This is a genomic window from Streptomyces sp. NPDC101118, from assembly GCF_044759445.1.
Classification (GTDB): domain Bacteria; phylum Actinomycetota; class Actinomycetes; order Streptomycetales; family Streptomycetaceae; genus Streptomyces.
Genome location: NZ_JBIVZG010000003.1, coordinates 19,313 through 34,201, shown reverse-complemented (window position 1 = coordinate 34,201; position 14,889 = coordinate 19,313). Strand labels below are relative to the sequence as shown.

13 protein-coding genes and 1 pseudogene are annotated in these 14,889 nt (G+C 74.2%); 6 read left to right on the top strand and 8 right to left on the bottom strand.

The window, feature by feature from the left end; translation table 11 throughout:
* Nucleotides 1-1,255: 1,255 nt before the first annotated feature.
* Together ACIQUQ_RS06175 and ACIQUQ_RS06170 are read left to right on the top strand one after the other, a co-directional pair.
* Complete coding sequence (locus ACIQUQ_RS06175) at nt 1,256-1,999, top strand: peptidoglycan-binding protein (RefSeq protein ID WP_403971898.1); 744 nt, start codon at nt 1,256-1,258, stop codon at nt 1,997-1,999.
* Between the two features lie 903 nt (nt 2,000-2,902).
* Nucleotides 2,903-3,610 (top strand): HAD-IA family hydrolase, encoded by a 708-nt coding sequence (locus ACIQUQ_RS06170; protein ID WP_403971896.1) that lies wholly within the window; start codon nt 2,903-2,905, stop codon nt 3,608-3,610.
* Between the two features lie 115 nt (nt 3,611-3,725).
* On the opposite strand, the gene ACIQUQ_RS06165 is transcribed toward ACIQUQ_RS06170, so the two are convergent.
* The 4 genes from ACIQUQ_RS06165 to ACIQUQ_RS06150 form a co-directional block, all read right to left on the bottom strand.
* On the bottom strand, nt 3,726-6,041 hold the full coding sequence (locus tag ACIQUQ_RS06165; protein ID WP_403972858.1) for an ATP-binding cassette domain-containing protein: 2,316 nt from the start codon (nt 6,039-6,041) through the stop codon (nt 3,726-3,728).
* A gap of 256 nt (nt 6,042-6,297) precedes the next feature.
* The gene (locus ACIQUQ_RS06160) at nt 6,298-6,708 is read right to left on the bottom strand and encodes a VOC family protein (RefSeq protein WP_403971894.1); all 411 of its coding nucleotides are present in this window, start codon (nt 6,706-6,708) and stop codon (nt 6,298-6,300) included.
* 10 nt (nt 6,709-6,718) lie between these two features.
* Entirely contained in the window at nt 6,719-7,141 is a 423-nt protein-coding gene (locus tag ACIQUQ_RS06155) for a helix-turn-helix domain-containing protein (RefSeq protein WP_403971892.1), read from the bottom strand.
* A gap of 115 nt (nt 7,142-7,256) precedes the next feature.
* Nucleotides 7,257-7,838: a TMEM165/GDT1 family protein gene (locus ACIQUQ_RS06150; protein WP_403971890.1), complete on the bottom strand. Its 582-nt coding sequence runs from the start codon at nt 7,836-7,838 to the stop codon at nt 7,257-7,259.
* Between the two features lie 626 nt (nt 7,839-8,464).
* Here ACIQUQ_RS06150 and ACIQUQ_RS06145 point away from each other — a divergent pair.
* The 4 genes from ACIQUQ_RS06145 (at nt 8,465) to ACIQUQ_RS06130 (ending at nt 12,689) form a co-directional block, all read left to right on the top strand.
* Nucleotides 8,465-9,106: an HNH endonuclease family protein gene (locus ACIQUQ_RS06145; protein WP_403971888.1), complete on the top strand. Its 642-nt coding sequence runs from the start codon at nt 8,465-8,467 to the stop codon at nt 9,104-9,106.
* Between the two features lie 104 nt (nt 9,107-9,210).
* Entirely contained in the window at nt 9,211-10,872 is a 1,662-nt protein-coding gene (locus tag ACIQUQ_RS06140; protein WP_403971886.1) for an alkaline phosphatase D family protein, read from the top strand.
* 312 nt (nt 10,873-11,184) lie between these two features.
* Complete coding sequence (locus ACIQUQ_RS06135) at nt 11,185-11,811, top strand: DedA family protein (protein WP_403971884.1); 627 nt, start codon at nt 11,185-11,187, stop codon at nt 11,809-11,811.
* A gap of 365 nt (nt 11,812-12,176) precedes the next feature.
* On the top strand, nt 12,177-12,689 hold the full coding sequence (locus ACIQUQ_RS06130; RefSeq protein WP_403971882.1) for a hypothetical protein: 513 nt from the start codon (nt 12,177-12,179) through the stop codon (nt 12,687-12,689).
* A gap of 84 nt (nt 12,690-12,773) precedes the next feature.
* On the opposite strand, the gene ACIQUQ_RS06125 is transcribed toward ACIQUQ_RS06130, so the two are convergent.
* The 4 genes and pseudogenes from ACIQUQ_RS06125 to ACIQUQ_RS06110 all read right to left on the bottom strand — a co-directional run.
* Nucleotides 12,774-13,028 (bottom strand): DUF2277 domain-containing protein, encoded by a 255-nt coding sequence (locus ACIQUQ_RS06125; protein ID WP_403971880.1) that lies wholly within the window; start codon nt 13,026-13,028, stop codon nt 12,774-12,776.
* A gap of 167 nt (nt 13,029-13,195) precedes the next feature.
* A complete protein-coding gene (locus ACIQUQ_RS06120; protein ID WP_399951808.1) occupies nt 13,196-13,417 on the bottom strand; it encodes a hypothetical protein in 222 nt (73 codons plus the stop codon).
* Nucleotides 13,418-13,764: 347 nt separating this feature from the next.
* On the bottom strand, nt 13,765-14,400 hold the full coding sequence (locus ACIQUQ_RS06115; RefSeq protein WP_403971878.1) for a VOC family protein: 636 nt from the start codon (nt 14,398-14,400) through the stop codon (nt 13,765-13,767).
* 10 nt (nt 14,401-14,410) lie between these two features.
* Nucleotides 14,411-14,851, bottom strand: a pseudogene (locus tag ACIQUQ_RS06110) (hypothetical protein); the annotation flags it as partial.
* Nucleotides 14,852-14,889 lie beyond the last annotated feature (38 nt).

Below are 14,889 nucleotides of genomic sequence, written 5' to 3'. Positions count from 1 at the left end.
ATGGGGGCCGTCCGGCACCCCGGAAGCCGGCCCCGCCTGGGGACCGTCCCGAGGCGCGGACGCCGGTCCCGCCCGTACCTCGTCCGACCCCGCCTGGGGCCCCTCTCGCACCCCGGCAGCGGACCCCGCATGGAGGCCGTCCGGCGGCCGGGAAGCCGATCCCGCCCGGACCCCGTCGGCCGGCCCGGGAGCCGGACCCGCCTGGGGCCCGTCCGGCACCTCGGAAGCCAGCCCCGCCTGGGGCCGGTCCCGAGGCTCGGAAGCCGATCCCGCCCGGACCCCTTCGGCCGGCCCGGAAACCGGACCCACCTGGGGTCCATCCGGCACCTCGGAAGCCGGCCTCGCCTGGGGTGGCCGTCCCCGAGGCGCGGAAGCCGGTCCCGCCCGGAGCTCGTCGGCCGGCCCGGAAGCCGGCCTCGCCTGGGGTCCGTCTGCCTCCACGGAAGCGGACCCCGCATGGGGTGACCCGCCCCGAGGCGCGGAAGCCGGTCCCGCATGGGGCCAGGGCCCCACCACGCCCACCTCCCCCTCTCCCTCCGCACCGGCACCGGCACCGGCACCTGGGACGAACCACCCCTGGCCCGCCCAGCCCGGCACCACAGAGGACTGGTCTCGGACACCCGAGTCCGGGGACAGCGCTTGGCGCCCGCAGTCCACTCCTCCCCAGGGCGCCGGACCCACCACCGCACCGCAGGCGTCCGCCTCGGCACACAGCCCTGGCCAAGGCCAGGGAACGAGCCCCGGCGCGGCCCGTCCCGCCGACCCGTCCCAGCCGTCGGCGGGCGACGCCGCATGGGCCCGGCCGGCAGCCGGTACGGACGCACCGCCCACCCCCTGGTCCCCGCAGGGCACCCCTCCGAGCGCCCCGACCGACCCGAGCGCACCCTGGCCCACCCCCGCGCCCTCCTCCGCCACCTCGTCGGCCGGCACCACGCCGCCTCCCTCGGCCCACGCCACCTGGGCACGCCCGGAACCCACACCGAACGGCCATCCCGCCGCATGGCCCCCTGAGGCCACGCCTGCCAGCACGGAGACCGACCCGGCCGACTCGAACGCACCACGGTCCGCCCACGGGTCCCCGGCCGGCACGCGGCCCGGCGACTCCCTCCCACAGGGACCGGACGCCTCCCGTGCCACGGACGAGCCCGCCTGGACCGGCGAGGGAACAGCCGCGGGGTTCGCCGCGTACGCGCCCGAGTCCCAGGACGAGGCGGACGGGTACGCCACACAGGTCCTGCCGCCGGTGCCCTCCGTCATGCCCGGCCCCGGGCATGACGGGTACCCCCCGATACCGGGACCGAACGACTTCGCCGGGCCCGGATCCCGGCACGGCGCACCGGCCTACGACGACTCCACGACGGAGCTGCGCGCGGTCACGCTCGGCACCGCACCCTCGGTCGGCCGCAACCGCGGCGGGCGCAAGGGGCTGCCCCTGATGGTGGCCGCCGCGGTGGCGGTGGTCGGTGTCGCCGCCCTGACCGCCGGGCTGTTCTCGGACGACGGGGAGGCCGATCGCGCCCTCCCCGACCCGAAGCTGTCGGCCCCCGCGATCACCGTCGCCCCGGACGGCCCCTCGGGCGCCCCCGAAGCCCGCTCAGCCGACCCCTCGGCTTCGTCCGACGAGGACTCGGACGAGGACGGGGCCGAGGAGTCGGCCTCCCCCACCGCCACCACGGAAGCCGCCCCGACCAGGGACCCGTCGGACGCCTCCGGGGACCCCACGCCCAACCCCACCCGCACCAAGGCCTCCACCGGCACCCCCAGCGCCACCACAGCCCCCACCCTGAGCGAGGGGGACCAGGGCCCCGAGGTCGTCGAACTCCAACAGCGCCTCAAGGAGGCGGGCTACTACTGGGGGCCGGCGAACGGCCGCTACAGCCGCAAGCTGGAGGATGCGGTGGCCCGCTTCCAGCAGTACGCGCACGTCCAGGAGGACCCCCGCGGCGTCTACGGCCCCGAGACCCGCGCGACGCTGGAGCGCTTCACACACGAGCCGTAGGCCGGGGGCCATCCATCCCACACGGCCCCAGGTCTTACCGGGCAGCCGCGCCCCGAGGCGAACGGCCGGCATCCGGCCCAGCCACGGGCTGACGGACCGCACATCCACGCGCGGGCAGTCGCCGGGCCCAGAGGTCGCACGCCTGACGGGCGCCCGAGGCAGCCGGGGCGCTGCCCTGGCCGGAGGTACCACGTGAAGCGAGCGGGTGGGCGGCGCGATCCCCGGCGCGGCACCGCACGCACAAGGCCGGGCCCCCCGCACCCCACCGCCACGCCATCCCCGCGCCGCCCCGGCCCACGAGGCACGACGCCCGGCGCGTGGGCCGCACATGCACCCCCTGCCCCGGGCAGGGCCGCCGCGGCGCAGGCACACGTGCGCGCCTCAGGCCTCGGCTGGACCCCCACAACACCCGGCCGCGCGCACGCCCCAGCCACAGCTGCCCGGCCCCACCCCCACAGACGCCCGCCGCCCGGCCGTCTCCGCGACCCGGCCTACCGAGCACGGGCCCCCGGCGCGGCCGCACACGCGCCGCCGCCTCGGCCGCACCCCAGCCACCCGGCGCGCCGCCCCGTCGGGCCCGCGCATCCCCCCGCGCGCAACCTCCAAGCCGCCCCCGGCACCAAACCCCACTCCCCCACTCATGGCACCTGCGCCGAACCACACGGCAGCCCCCTCGCCGGAGGCGACCCGCGCCGAACCACACCGCAGCCCCCTCGCCGGAGGCGACCCGCGGCCGAACCCCCAGGTCAGCCCCCCGCCGGGAGGCGATTGGCTTTGAGGCGGAGGGTTTTGTATCGTGTAGGAACAAAGTGGTTCCGTCCGTATTCCCTGACCGGCGGACGGAGCCGCTTGTACTCTTCCCGCCGCATCGCCGGACCTCGTCTCCCCCAGGAGCCCGCCCCCATGACGGCCAGCACCACCGCCCCCGAAACCGAAGCCGCCGCAGAGCCGGTCGTCCTGACCGCCAAGGCCCTGCTCCTGGACATGGACGGCACGATCGTGAACTCGGACGCGGTGGTGGAGCGCTGCTGGCGGGACTGGGCGGTGTCGCACGGTCTCGACCCGCACGAGGCGATGAAGATCGTCCACGGCCGCCAGGGCTACGCCACCATGGCGATCCTGCTCCCGGACCGCCCGATGGAGCAGAACCACGCCGACAACGCCGTGATGCTGGCCCGCGAGACCGCGGACACCGAGGGTGTCGTCCCGGTCGACGGCGCGCCCGCCTTCATGGCCGCCATCGGCCGGCTCCCCCACGCCCTGGTCACCTCGGCGGACGAGGCCCTCGCGACCGCCCGCATGACGGCCTCCGCGCTGCCCATGCCCGAGGTGCGGGTGACCGCCGAGCACGTCGAGGCCAGCAAGCCGCACCCCGAGGGCTTCCTCAAGGGCGCCTCCGAACTCGGCGTCGACCCGGCGGACTGCGTGGTCTTCGAGGATTCCGGCGCCGGCATCGCCGCGGGCCGCGCGGCCGGCATGCGGGTGGTGGGCGTCGGCCCCCGCGCCGGGGAGCACGGGCCGACCGTGCACGTACCCGACCTGACGGCCGTACGCGTCGACGCCGCGGCGGACGGCACCATCCGCCTCACGGTCAGCCCGTACGCCGCCTGACCGGCGACCGGCCGACCACCACACGACGTGACCGGGGCGCCGGGGGTCCCCACCCCCGGCGCCCCGGTCACGTCGAGGCCCCCGGTGTAAGGGACACCAGAGACGCCGGAACCCGTCACGCCCCCACGTACGCCGCCAGGTGCTCGCCCGTGAGCGTGGAGCGGTCGGCCACCAGGTCCGCCGGGGTGCCCTCGAAGACGACCCGGCCGCCGTCGTGGCCGGCGCCCGGCCCGAGGTCGATGATCCAGTCGGCGTGCGCCATCACCGCGGGGTGGTGCTCGATGACGATCACCGACTTGCCGGCGTCGACGAGCCGGTCCAGCAGCCCGAGCAGCTGTTCCACGTCCGCGAGGTGCAGGCCGGTCGTGGGCTCGTCCAGCACGTAGACGCCTCCCTTGTCCGCCATGTGCGTGGCCAGCTTCAGCCGCTGCCGCTCCCCGCCGGACAGCGTGGTCAGCGGCTGGCCCAGGCTCACGTACCCGAGGCCCACGTCGGCGAGCCGCTCCAGGATCTTGTGTGCGGCCGGGATGCGCGCCTCGCCCGCGCCGAAGAACTCCTCCGCCTCCGTCACCGACATCGCGAGCACCTCACTGATGTCGCGGCCGCCCAGGTGGTACTCCAGCACGGAGGCGTCGAACCGCTTGCCCTCGCACTCGTCGCACGTGGTCGCGACCCCCGCCATCATCGCCAGGTCGGTGTAGATCACCCCGGCGCCGTTGCAGGTGGGGCAGGCGCCCGCGGAGTTGGCGCTGAACAGGGCCGGCTTCACGCCGTTGGCCTTGGCGAAGGCCTTGCGGATCGGCTCGAGCAGCCCGGTGTACGTGGCCGGGTTGCTGCGCCGCGAGCCGCGGATCGCCGTCTGGTCGACCGACACCACCCCCTCCTCGGCCGGGATCGACCCGTGCACCAGCGAGCTCTTGCCGGAGCCCGCGACGCCGGTCACGACGACGAGCACGCCGAGCGGCACGTCCACGTCGACGTCCCGCAGGTTGTGCGCGGCCGCGCCGCGGATGCCCAGCTTGCCGGTGGGCTTGCGCACCGTCTCCTTGAGCACGGTCTGGTCGTCGAGGTGGCGGCCGGTGATCGTGTCGCCGGCCCGCAGGCCCTCCACCGTGCCCTCGAAGCAGACGGTGCCGCCCGCCGTGCCGGCGCCGGGGCCCAGGTCCACCACGTGGTCGGCGATCGCGATCGTCTGCGGCTTGTGCTCGACCACCAGCACCGTGTTGCCCTTGTCCCGCAGCCGCAGCAGCAGGTCGTTCATCCGCTGGATGTCGTGGGGGTGCAGACCGGTGGTGGGCTCGTCGAAGACGTACGTGACGTCGGTCAGCGCGGACCCGAGGTGGCGGATCATCTTGACCCGCTGTGCCTCGCCGCCCGAGAGCGTGCCCGACGCGCGGTCCAGCGCGAGGTAGCCCAGGCCGATCTCCACGAACGAGTCGAGGGTCCCCTGGAGCGCCTCCAGCAGCGGGGCCACCGACACGTCCTCCAGCCCACGGACCCATTCCGCCAGGTCCCGGATCTCCATCGCGCACGCGTCGGCGATCGAGACGCCCTCGATCTTCGAGGACCGGGGGCCCTCGCTCAGCCGGGTACCGTCGCACTCGGGACAGACGGTGAAGGTCATCGCCCGCTCGACGAAGGCGCGGACGTGCGGCTGCAGCGCGTCGATGTCCTTCGACAGCATCGACTTCTGGATCTTCGGGATCAGGCCCTCGTAGGTGAGGTTGATGCCCTCGACCTTGATCTTGGTCGGCTCCCTGTGGAGCAGGTCGTGCAGCTCCCGCTTGGTGAACCTGCGGATCGGCTTGTCCATGTCGAAGAAACCGGAGCCGCTGAAGATCCGCCCGTACCAGCCGTCCATGGTGTAGCCGGGGATGGTGAGCGCGCCTTCGTTGAGCGACTTGCTGTCGTCGTAGAGCTGGGTGAGGTCGACGTCGGAGACCGTGCCGCGGCCCTCGCAGCGCGTGCACATGCCGCCGGTGCGCGAGTACGTCGCCTTGACCGTCGTCTTGTCGCCCTTCTCGACGGTGATCGCCCCGCTCGCCTTCACGGAGGCGACGTTGAAGGAGTACGCGCCGGGCGGGCCGATGTGCGGGTCGCCGAGCCGGCTGAAGAGGATCCGCAGCATGGCGTTGGCGTCGGTGGCCGTGCCGACGGTGGAGCGGGGGTCGGAGCCCATCCGCTGCTGGTCGACGATGATCGCGGTGGTGAGCCCGTCGAGCACGTCGACCTCGGGCCGCGCCAGCGTGGGCATGAAGCCCTGGACGAAGGCGCTGTACGTCTCGTTGATCAGGCGCTGCGACTCCGCGGCGATCGTGTCGAAGACCAGCGAGCTCTTGCCCGAGCCGGAGACGCCGGTGAAGACGGTGAGCCTGCGCTTCGGGATCTCGATGCTGACGTCCCTGAGGTTGTTCACGCGGGCGCCGTGCACCCGGATCAGGTCGTGGCTGTCGGCCGCGTGCGCGCCGGACGCCGCCGGTGCGCCGGACGCCTTCGGTGCAGCGCTGCCGGCGGCCTTGCCGGCCCGGCTCCCCGCGGCCCCCGCCCTGGTACCCGCCCCGGCCCGGGTCCCGGTCCCGGCACCGCTCCCGGCGGCCCCGCTCCCCGCGGCCCTGCTCCCGGCCCTGCTCATCGTGTCTCCATCCGTCGGTCGTCCGTTCGGGTCAATGGTGCGGCGGCCGGGCGGCTCAGCGGGGCTTGCTGAGCCGGATCATGTTGCCGGCGGGGTCGCGGAAGGCGCAGTCGCGGACGCCGTACGGCTGGTCCGTCGGCTCCTGGAGCACCTCGCCGCCCGCGGCGCGGACGCGCTCGAAGGCGGCGTCGACGTCGTCGGTCCGGAGGATGACCCCGCGCAGGAGGCCCTTGGCGAGCAGTTCGGCCATGGCCTGGCGGTCGGCGGGCGAGGCGCCGGGGTCGGCGACCGGCGGTTCGAGGACGATCTCCACGTCGGGCTGGGAGGGGGCCCCGACGGTCACCCACCGCATGCCCTCGAAGCCGACGTCGTTGCGCACCTCGAACCCGAGGGCGTCGCGGTAGAAGGCGAGGGCCTTCTCGTGGTCGTCGACGGCGATGAAGCACTGGGAAAGCTTGATGTCCATGCGTTTCACGCTACGGGTGGGGTGCTCCCCGCGCTTCTCCGTTCCTGACCGGTCGCGTGTGGATCTTCGCGATGCAGGCCGGGATGGCGGCGCCGTCGCCGTGCTCCCGGGCCCGGTACGCGCTGGGGGTCTCGCCGACGAGCTCGGTGAAGCGTGAGCTGAACGAGCCCAGCGACGTACAGCCGACCTCGAAGCACACCTCCGTCACCGACAGGTCGCCGCGCCGCAGCAGCGCCTTCGCGCGCTCGATGCGGCGGGTCATAAGGTAGCTGTACGGCGTCTCGCCGAAGGCGGCCCGGAAGCTGCGGGAGAAGTGGCCCGGCGACATGAGGGCGACGCGCGCCAGCGCGGGTACGTCGAGCGGCTCGGCGTACTCGCGGTCCATCAGGTCACGGGCCCGCCGCAGCGGTACGAGGTCCTCCAGGTTGCTCACCCCACCACAATGGCACGGCGGGGGCGCGGCCGGTGGCCGAATCTCGCCCCCCGCCCGCACCCGCACCCGCACCCGCACCCGCACCCGCACCCGCACCCGCACCCGCACCCGGGGACTACCCCGCCACCGCCTCCCAGAGGCTGAACACGGCCAGGGCGGCCATCACGCACGCCGCGATCTTCGTGATCAGCCGCAGCGGCACGCGCTTCATCAGGGTGCGCCCGCCCAGGATGCCGAGGCCCGCGACCGCCCAGAGGGCCAGCACCGCGCCCAGGCCCACCGAGACCGGGTCGTCGTAGCGGGCGGCGAGGTTGGCGGTCATGATCTGCGTCAGGTCACCGAACTCGGCCACCAGGATCAGCATGAAGCCGGCCCCGGACACCTTCCAGAAGGACTGGTCCTCGGGAGCCTTGACCGACTCCTCCCCCTCGTCCTTCTTCAGCAGCAGCATCGCCGCGCCGATCAGGAACAGCACGCCCACGAAGGCCTGCACCAGCCGGTGCGGCAGCAGCGTCAGCACGCCGCCGGCGGCGATGGCGAGCGCGACGTGCACGGCGAAGGCTGCGGCGACTCCCGCGAACACGTACGACGCGCGGTAGCGGGTGCCCAGCATCAGGCCCGCCAGGGCCGTCTTGTCGGGCAGCTCGGCGAGGAAGACGACGCCGAAGACGATCGCCAGGATGGTGAAGCTGATCACTGGAGTGAAACCTCGATCGGTCGGGGCGGGCGCCGCCGGACCGAGAGACCAGGCCGTTTCAGGGGGTCGCTTCGGCTCGACAGCGACCCGCGCGCACACGGGCATCCCCACGCGCCCGCGCTCTGGGCGCGCGCACGTGCGCATGCACGTGTAGGTACACGGACACTGCGGCCGAAGGTCTCGCTGGCCGGCCGTGCCGTACGTGACCGCGTCCGCGGTCGTGACGGCTGAGCCTGCCTCCGGGCGCCGGCTGGAACTGGCCAGCAGTATGTCGACGGTCCGGCGAAGAGCTACTCCCCTTCTGCTCGCACCAGGGTACGACACGCCGGGCGCCGCCCAGCAGGGACTTTGGTCCCGGCGGCCGGGAGACACCGGTCACACCCCGGTCGCACCGCGGCCCGCGCCGCACACCCCGCGCGGCACCGAATCCGCGCAAACCACTGCGATCTGCCCGACGGAACGTCAAGTTCACGCCAACAGAGGGCCGTTACACCCCTTGTTGTGACGTGCGCATGTCGCCACTCTGTTGCCTGGCGCCCATCCCCCGTCCACCCGGCGCCGCCACGATGGCCGCGGTCCCCCACAGGGGGCCGACCGGCCGTTCCCCCCGCCCCTAGGAGCCCCTCATGCCCGGTGTCTACGCGCGTCGATTCGGTGTGCTCGCGGCGACCGCCACCCTCGCGGCCACCGCCCTCCTCAACGCCCCCGCCGCCCAGGCGGCGCCCCCCACCCCCATGAGCGCCTCGGCCGCCCGCACCTGGCTGGCCGGCGTGACGCCCAAGGCGGAAGGTTCCTCCAGCGGCTACAGCCGCGACCTCTTCCCGCACTGGAGCACCGTCTCGGGCACCTGCAACACCCGCGAGACCGTCCTCAAGCGCGACGGCGTGAACGTCGTCACCGACGCGAACTGTGCCGCCACCAGCGGCTCCTGGTACTCCGCCTACGACGGCGCCACCTGGCACGCCGGATCCGACCTCGACATCGACCACGTCGTCGCGCTCTCCGAGGCCTGGCGCTCGGGCGCGAACTCCTGGACCACCTCCAAGCGCCAGCAGTTCGCCAACGACCTCACCCGCCCCCAGCTGATCGCGGTCACGGACAACGTCAACCAGGCCAAGGGCGACCTCGACCCGGCCGACTGGATGCCGCCGCTGTCCTCCTACCGCTGCACCTACGCCCGCATGTGGGTGCACGTGAAGCAGTACTGGGGCCTGACCATCGACTCCGACGAGAAGACCGCGCTCACCAACGCCCTCAGCGGCTGCTGACCGGACCGCCGGGACCCCCGGCCGGTCTCGCGGCCGGATCCGGAACCGCGCTCCCCCTCCCCGTCGTACCTTTACCCAAAGGGCGACGGACGAGGGGGAGTTACGTGGGCGAGCTGCGCCTGGGGCCACTGCTGCGCCACGTGTGCTGGGAGACCGGCGACACGGCCACCGTGTGGATCGAGACCGACCGGCCGGGCACCGCCGAGGTGCGGTGCGAGGACGGCGCGGGCGGGTCCGTCCGCACCTTCCAGATCGCCGGCCACCACTACGCGCTCGTGCCGGTCACCGGGCTGACGCCGGGCACGACCACCGCGTACGAGGTGCTGTTCGAGGGCACCCGCGTGTGGCCGCTGCCCGACAGCCCCTTCCCGCCCAGCACCATCACCACGCCCGTCCCCGCCACCCCCGGCCGCCCCTCGCCGCCGGTCCGGTTCACCTTCGGCTCCTGCCGCCAGGCCGCCCCGCCCGCCGACCGGCGGGGGCCGCACGGACCCGACGCGCTGGACGCGCTGGCGTCCCGGCTCGCCACGCAGCCGCTGGAGGCGCGGCCCGACGTACTCCTCCTGCTCGGCGACCAGGTGTACGCCGACCAGCTCTCCCGGGAGACCAGGGCCTGGCTCGCCGCCCGGCGCGACCTGCGGGACGCGCCCGGGGCGCAGGTGGCGGACTACGAGGAGTTCACGCGGCTGTACTACGAGTCCTGGCTCGACCCGGAGATCCGCTGGCTGCTGTCGACCGTCCCCAGCTGCCTGATCTTCGACGACCACGACCTCGTCGACGACTGGAACACCAGCGCCTCGTGGGTGGCCGAGATGCGGGCGACGCCGTGGTGGCGCGAGCGGGTGACCAGCGGGTTCATGTCGTACTGGGTCTACCAGCACCTGGGCAACCTCTCCCCCGCCGAACTCGCCGCCGACCCCCTCTACGCCGCGGTGCGCGCGACGCCCGACGGCACCGAGGAGCTGCGCGCCTTCGCCGCCGCGGCCGACGCGGACCCGGCCTCAGTGCGCTGGAGCTACCGCCGCGACTTCGGCCGCACCCGGCTGCTGATGGTGGACACCAGGGCGGCCCGCGTGCTGGACGAGGACGCGCGGGCGATGCTCGACCCGGACGAGGCGCGGTGGGTGCGCGAGAACGCCCTCGACGGGCACGGCCAGTACGACCACCTGCTGATCGGCGCCTCGCTGCCCTGGCTGCTGCCGCCGCTGATCCACGACGCGGAGGCCTGGGACGCGGCCCTCTGCCGGGGCGAGCGCGGTCCGCGGTGGGCCCGGATCGGCGAGGACCTCCGGCGGCGCAGCGACCTGGAGCACTGGGCGGCCTTCCCCGCCTCGTTCACGGCGCTCACCGACCTGATCGAGGAGGCCGCGACGGGCCCGCGCGCGCCGGCGACCGTGTGCGTGCTGTCCGGGGACGTCCACCACGCGTACGTGGCCGAGCCGGCCATATCGACGACGGCGGCGGTGTACCAGCTGACCTGCTCACCGGTGCACAACTCCGTGCACCGGCTGGTGAACATGGGCTTCCGCTTCGGTTGGAGCCGGGCCGGGCGGCGGCTCGGCCGGCTGCTCGCCCGGCACGGCCGGACGGGACGGCCGCCGCTGACCTGGCGGCGGACGAGCGGGCCGTGGTTCGGCAACCAGCTGATGACGCTGGCGCTGTCCGGCCGTTCGGCCCGGCTCCGCCTCGACCAGGCCCGCAAGCCGGTGCGCGGGGGCGCGGAGGAGGGCCGGCTGGTGACGGTGCTGGAGCGGGACCTGGCGTAGGCGGGGGGGTGCGGCCGGGGAGGCCGAAGAGCGGCTGAGGCGCAGCCGGGGTACGACTGCGGCGCGGCCTGGGGTGCGACCGCGGCGCGGCCGGGGGTGCGACCGCGGCGCGGCCGGGGGTGCGACCTGGGCGTGGCCGGAATCCGGCCGTTCCGCCGGGGGCCCCGGGCACACCTGACACGCGGGCGGCCCCGGGGGTACGGGGGACGAACTCCCGGCGTACGCTGTATGGCTGTCAAGCCGCTCCTGCCGCTCCCCCGCGACGCCGCGGCCCAGCGCGATGACCGAGAGCCGGAGCCGGGGAGTCCCGTTTTGCTTGAGACAGTGGGGCCGTTGACCGCGAGCCCCTGGATCTACGCCCTCGTGGCCGTCTCCGTGCTGCTCGACGTCTTCCTGCCGGTGCTGCCCAGCGGGGTCCTGGTGATCACCGCGGCGGCCGCGGCTGCTGCCGCCGGGGCGGCCGTGGGCGCGGGTGCGCCGGTGCCGCCGCCGGGCCCGGACATCGTGGTGCTGGTGCTGTGTGCGGCGGCCGCGTCCGTACTGGGCGACCTGGCGGCGTACCGGCTGGCCCGGCGCGGGGGTGCCCGTCTGGACCGGGCCATCGCCCGGTCCCGCCGCCTGACGCTGGCCCAGGAACGCCTCGGCCAGGCCCTGAGCCGGGGCGGCGGCCTCCTCGTCGTCATCGCCCGCTTCGCCCCGGCGGGGCGCTCGGTGGTCTCCCTGGGCGCGGGCGCGGCGCAGCGGGAGATCAGGAAGTTCCTCCCGTGGTCGGCCCTGGCGGGCCTGGCGTGGGCGGGCTACAGCGCGGCACTGGGCTACTTCGGCGCCCACTGGCTGGGCGCGACCTGGCTGGGCACGGCGGTCTCGGTGATAGCCCTCTTCGCGGCGGGTGCCCTGGCCGCGTACCTGGTCCGCCGCCCGACACCGGCGGCGCCTTAACGGCACGGGGGCTCCGCACGCAGGCCCGGCGTCACCCCACCCGCCCGGGGGGGGGACCCACGCACCGAACTCCCGCACGTCCACGGCGTCGCGCGGGACGACCACGCCCAGCGGGACCCGCCGGGCGTGGTCGCCGGCGCCACCCCCGACACCCCCGGCCCGCGGGAGCACTCCTGCTCCCTCCTCCGGCACCTCCGCGACACGCCGACGGGCTCGCCCGCCCGGGGGAGTCTGCTCACCCGTTCACTCGGCCCCGATCGCCGTGCGGCTCCCACGCTCCTAGCGTCCAAGGCACGATGCGCGACCGAATCCGCGTCACATCCGTGCCTGGCCGCGCCGTTTCCGAGGAGTAGAGGAGTTCCACCATGCGTCTGAAAAGCGTCGCGGCCGCGACCGTACTGACCGCCGCCACCGTCCTGCCGACCGCCCTCACCTTCGCCCTCGCCCCGAGCGCCGTGGCGAACAACAGCGGCGGCCGGCTCGTGGCCTCCGTGTCGCCGACCACGGTCGCACCGGGCGGCCGCGTCGGCCTCAACGTCGAGGGCTGCGGCACCCGCACCGGCACGGCACGCTCCAGCGCCTTCGGCACGGTCAACCTCGCCCCCGGCAACCTGGAGGCCACGAACCTCTTCGGCAGCGCCACCGTGCACCGCAACGCCAGCCCCGGCACGCACACGGTCACCTTCCAGTGCGACGGCCTGGGCGGCCGCACCACCACGGTCTCCCTGCACGTCACGCCGGGCGCGGCGCGCGGCGGCCTGGGCGGCAGCATGGGCCAGGTCAGCCCGGGCGAGATCGCCATCGGCGGCGCCCTCGTGGCCGGCGCCCTGGGAGCGGGCGTCTGGTACCTCCGCCGCCGCACCGAAGCCGGCACCTGACGCCCCGGGGCGCGGGCCGCACCCGCATCACCGGCCCGCGCCCGCCCGGCACCTCACCCGCCCGAACGGGCGACCTGTTCCGGCCTACCCCTCGGCAGCCGCAGGGGCGGGAGCATGAGCATGGCCCCTGCTCCCCCGCACCTCTATCCCGTCGAGCAGCTCGCGGGTGGCCTCGGCGACGGCCTCGACCGCCCGCTCGAAAACCTCCCGGTTGTGCGCCGCCGGCGCCCGGAACCCGGACACCTTCCGCACGTACTGCAGCGCAGCGGCCCGCATCTCGTCCTCGGTCGCCTCGTGCGGGATGGCCGGCGGCCTCAGGGTCTTAATACTCCGACACATACCCCGAGTATCCCCACCCCCACCGACATACGCCCGGACCAGCAGAAAGTCCCCTCGCCGCACCGGCAAGGGGACTCTGCACGCGGAGGTGCGGACGGCGAGGAACCCGGCCGCCTCCTGTGTGGCCCCGTCGAGGGGCTGACGTGCCGCGCCCCGGCACCTCGGTCCTACAGCTTGCTCATCTTGGCGTAGGGGCTCAGGATCCGCTCCCGGACCGAGCCGAAATCGACGAGGGCGGCGATGCCGGCCTCGATCCCGATCACCCGTCCGAGACCGTAGACGTCGTGCGTGACCTGGTCGCCCACGGCGAACTGCTCCGGCGGCGACGTGACGGGAGCCTTGAAGGGACTCGTGGGCAAATGGCGCTTGGGTACAACCGGCTTTGTCATCCAGCCCAGTATGTGCCCCCGTGCGCGTCCGCAGGAGAGTCTCGTTCGTCACCTCGCGCCACGACCGGGCCCCAGTGCCCCGAACGGCGCCCCAGCCGGTCTTGGCCGGAGGCCTTCCGTGTGGCTGGCGCAGCCGCTCCCGAACCGCCGGCATCCGCCGCGCAACCCCGCCCGCAGCCCCGGCACCCCGGCTCTGACCTCGGACGCGACGCACGGAGGTCACCGCCCGCAACCGTCTGCATCCACCCGGTCGGCGCCACTCCCGGACGTCGGAATCGCGACCGGACGACGACGTTCAGCGCTTCCTCCGAAGTTTCCGCATCTCCGCTTCGGCTTCCTTCTTCCGGTCAGATCGTGACCGGTCCGTTGGCGGTGGCGAACTCGACCGCGACCAGCCCCGGCTCCTCGTCCTCGACCCAGGTGACGTCGATCTGGTCGAGGGGGTGGTCGGCCGGCTCGCCGAGGAATTCGGCGATGGAGGCGGCGTCGCCGGCGATGGAGACCCCGTGGATGGTGGTGGAGGTGCGCGGGTCCGCGCTCGGGCGCTCCTCGAGGGGGACCAGCCACTGGAGGAAGTAGGGGAGCTGCGGGTCCTCCATCAGTTCCAGCAGACCGATCTGCTTCCACCTCAGGTCGAACCCGTCGGGGCGGACACGGTGACCCTCGGCCGCGGCGCGGCCGAGGCGGGCCTCGACCGGGGCCATGTCGTCGACGCCGACCACCCAGCCGAGCCAGCCGCCGCCCTCGGCGGCGCGGCGCGCGACCGCCTGGCCGAAGGGTGCGCGGTCGGCGGCGGGGTGGTCGAGTGTGGTGACGACCTCGACGTAGGTGCCGCCGCTCAGCGGGAGGATGAAGTTGCGGGTGCCGAACCGCGGGTGCACGCCCCCGTCGACGAACCCGGCGCCGAGGGCCGATCCGATCCACTGGACGGTCGAGACGAAGCTGTCGCGGGCCACCGCATAGGACACGTGATCAAGTCGCACGGCGCCATCATCACCCGACGCCCCGGACAAATCCCGACGCCACGCCCGCCGCCCCGCCCACGTCCGCCGTGGACGCCCTCGCGGTGTGCCGCTCGCCGTCGAGAACCACCGACAAAGGCCCCCAGTCGATCTTGACTGGAGGCCTTTGCGCTGGTGGGCGCGGACGGTTTCGAACCGCCGACATCTGCTTTGTAAGCTCGCCCGGAACGGCCGTACACCCGGCCTGACCTCGGACGCGACGACCGCAGGTCACCACCCGCAACCGCCTGCGTCCACCCCCGTTGATGTCAGTTCTGGATGTCAGAATCGCGGCCCGACGACCACACTCAGCGCTTCCTCCGAGGTTTCCGCATCTTCGCTGCGGCTTCCTTCTTCTTCCGCTGCGCCACCCCGTCGCGGACCACGGCCCCTGATGCTTGGCGCACCGAGAGCTCCCCGTGACCGCCTTGTTCTGGCACCGTCCCCCGCTCCGCGTCGACGCCCCACAGC